The following is a 3,317-nucleotide window of genomic DNA, read 5'->3' as shown; positions in this document are numbered from 1 at the left end:
GCTTGCGGGTTTATGTTGGTATCCGTAAAAGCCCCTTCACCGGCGGCGCTGAGGCGCTGACGGGACGCCGGACGGGACGGCGGGGCGATGCTCCAAGGTTCTGCGAGGCAACAATCTGAGGCATTGACGGGCGGGCGCGCCAAGCAAGTTAGGGCGCACCGGTTCGGTATTTGTCTCTGCGCTATTTGACATAGTCGGTATCTGAAGAGATATGCGGGCGGCTCTGGTTCATGCGATGGATCAAGCTTCTGTATATCGCGCTAGTAGGCTTCGGCCGATGATCTAGTGTCAGCTTCACTGTTTGTTCGGTCTTCGGTGCCTTTGGTGCTGAAGCACAGACAAACAGATGACTTTTGATGTCGTTCTTGGTTCCTAGCCGGGTCAAGATCACGCTGAGTTACGCCCTGAGGATTTCGGTCCTCATGTAGCGAAGCGGTAGGGCATCAAAGATGTGCAGAGGTTCGAACGTCAAGGATAAGGTCGCAAGATCTTTTCAACTTGAGAGTTTGATCCTGGCTCAGAACGAACGCTGGCGGCAGGCCTAACACATGCAAGTCGAGCGCGCCTTCGGGTGAGCGGCGGACGGGTGAGTAACGCGTGGGAACGTGCCCTTCTGTTGAGGATAGCCCCGGGAAACTGGGAGTAATACTCGATACGCCCTACGGGGGAAGGAAGGATCGGCCCGCGTTAGATTAGGTAGTTGGTGAGGTAACGGCTCACCAAGCCTACGATCTATAGCTGGTTTTAGAGGATGATCAGCCACACTGGGACTGAGACACGGCCCAGACTCCTACGGGAGGCAGCAGTGGGGAATCTTAGACAATGGGGGCAACCCTGATCTAGCCATGCCGCGTGAGTGATGAAGGCCCTAGGGTCGTAAAGCTCTTTCGCCAGGGATGATAATGACAGTACCTGGTAAAGAAACCCCGGCTAACTCCGTGCCAGCAGCCGCGGTAATACGGAGGGGGTTAGCGTTGTTCGGAATTACTGGGCGTAAAGCGCACGTAGGCGGATCAGAAAGTTGGGGGTGAAATCCCGGGGCTCAACCCCGGAACTGCCTCCAAAACTCCTGGTCTTGAGTTCGAGAGAGGTGAGTGGAATTCCGAGTGTAGAGGTGAAATTCGTAGATATTCGGAGGAACACCAGTGGCGAAGGCGGCTCACTGGCTCGATACTGACGCTGAGGTGCGAAAGTGTGGGGAGCAAACAGGATTAGATACCCTGGTAGTCCACACCGTAAACGATGAATGCCAGTCGTCGGCAAGCATGCTTGTCGGTGACACACCTAACGGATTAAGCATTCCGCCTGGGGAGTACGGTCGCAAGATTAAAACTCAAAGGAATTGACGGGGGCCCGCACAAGCGGTGGAGCATGTGGTTTAATTCGAAGCAACGCGCAGAACCTTACCAACCCTTGACATCCTCAGCTACATCCAGAGATGGATGGTTCCCTTCGGGGACTGAGTGACAGGTGCTGCATGGCTGTCGTCAGCTCGTGTCGTGAGATGTTCGGTTAAGTCCGGCAACGAGCGCAACCCACATCTTCAGTTGCCAGCAGTTCGGCTGGGCACTCTGGAGAAACTGCCCGTGATAAGCGGGAGGAAGGTGTGGATGACGTCAAGTCCTCATGGCCCTTACGGGTTGGGCTACACACGTGCTACAATGGCATCTACAGTGGGTTAATCCCCAAAAGATGTCTCAGTTCGGATTGTCGTCTGCAACTCGACGGCATGAAGTCGGAATCGCTAGTAATCGCGTAACAGCATGACGCGGTGAATACGTTCCCGGGCCTTGTACACACCGCCCGTCACACCATGGGAGTTGGTTCTACCTGACGGCCGTGCGCTAACCTTCGGGAGGCAGCGGACCACGGTAGGATCAGCGACTGGGGTGAAGTCGTAACAAGGTAGCCGTAGGGGAACCTGCGGCTGGATCACCTCCTTTCTAAGGATGATCGTAGATTGAATGGCTCGCCATTCACGTCGATCACTTAGCAGGACAGTAATCAAAACTGTCCACAACATAGCGGACCAGGCCGTCCTCATATCTCTTCAGACAAAAACATCAGGCCGCCGAGACGAACTGGCCTGTCTGGGTCGGTAGCTCAGGTGGTTAGAGCGCACGCCTGATAAGCGTGAGGTCGGAGGTTCAAGTCCTCCTCGACCCACCACCATATTCCGGATGCATCCTGTGCATCCATAGGGGGCCTTAGCTCAGCTGGGAGAGCGCCTGATTTGCATTCAGGAGGTCAGGAGTTCGATCCTCCTAGGCTCCACCATCTCACCCTCGGGTGAGCGGAGATACCCGATTAGATCGGCAAGCATCCCTGGATGCTTCCCCGTCCAATCGGACGCATCATTCACATCGTACAGAGAGAAACAATCAACATTGCTTGATTGCCACAAGTGGGTGGCAATCTCAGTGGGTTCCCTTCGGGGAAGGTTGAAGAGAGGTCTAGCCGACCACTCCGATATATCCCTGCTGAAACGAGCAATCGTTGTCCAAGTCAAGTACACTAACCACTCACTCTTTTGCGTCGCAAAACGAGTGAGAGGAATTTGGAACCGCTCGAAGCGGTTCTGAATTCCATGTCCCGGTAAGCATACCGGGGCGGGAAAGTATGCTTTGTCCGGTAAGAGGAAGAGGCGGTCTGCCGACCGTGTCTTCGGACGAGGGCCTGCACGAACCAGCGCAGGCAAGGTACGACACAGGCCGAAAGGCGGTGGCGCACCGAAAGACCTTGCTCTTACTGGATCAAATCAAGCGCGAGAAGGGCGTTTGGTGGATGCCTTGGCAGCAAGAGGCGATGAAGGACGTGATACTCTGCGATAAGTCATGGGGAGCCGAGAATAGGCTTTGATCCATGAATCTCCGAATGGGGCAACCCACCTGAAAGTTCGTTATAATTACTTCGGTAGCTTATAACGTGCTTAACCAGGTACTTCTTACCTGAATACATAGGGTTTGAAGAGCAAACCCGGGGAACTGAAACATCTAAGTACCCGGAGGAAAGGAAATCAATGATACTCCCCTAGTAGTGGCGAGCGAACGGGGATCAGCCGAGCCTTGAGAGTGATCAGAACATGCTGGAAAGCATGGCCGTAGCGGGTGACAGCCCCGTACGAGAAGCTCGATAGGACGTATTAAGTAGGGCGGGACACGTGAAATCCTGTCTGAAGATCGGAGGACCACCTTCGAAGGCTAAGTACTCCTTGCTGACCGATAGCGAACCAGTACCGTGAGGGAAAGGTGAAAAGCACCCCGACGAGGGGAGTGAAACAGTACCTGAAACCGAACGCCTACAATCAGTCGGAGCTC

At 54.6% G+C, this 3,317-nt stretch carries 2 tRNA genes and 2 rRNA genes; all 4 read left to right on the top strand.

Features of this window, described 5'->3' with window-relative positions:
• The first annotated feature begins 494 nt into the window (after nt 1–494).
• Nucleotides 495–1,943 (top strand): 16S ribosomal RNA (locus tag KJP30_RS24800).
• A gap of 149 nt (nt 1,944–2,092) precedes the next feature.
• Nucleotides 2,093–2,169, top strand: a tRNA-Ile gene (locus KJP30_RS24795).
• A 32-nt stretch (nt 2,170–2,201) separates the two neighbouring features.
• A tRNA-Ala gene (locus tag KJP30_RS24790) sits at nt 2,202–2,277 on the top strand.
• A gap of 479 nt (nt 2,278–2,756) precedes the next feature.
• A 23S ribosomal RNA gene (locus tag KJP30_RS24785) occupies nt 2,757–3,317 on the top strand; the annotation flags it as partial.

Source organism: Antarctobacter sediminis (assembly GCF_019218285.1).
GTDB lineage: Bacteria > Pseudomonadota > Alphaproteobacteria > Rhodobacterales > Rhodobacteraceae > Antarctobacter > Antarctobacter sediminis.
This window is presented reverse-complemented; position numbering and strand designations above follow the sequence as displayed.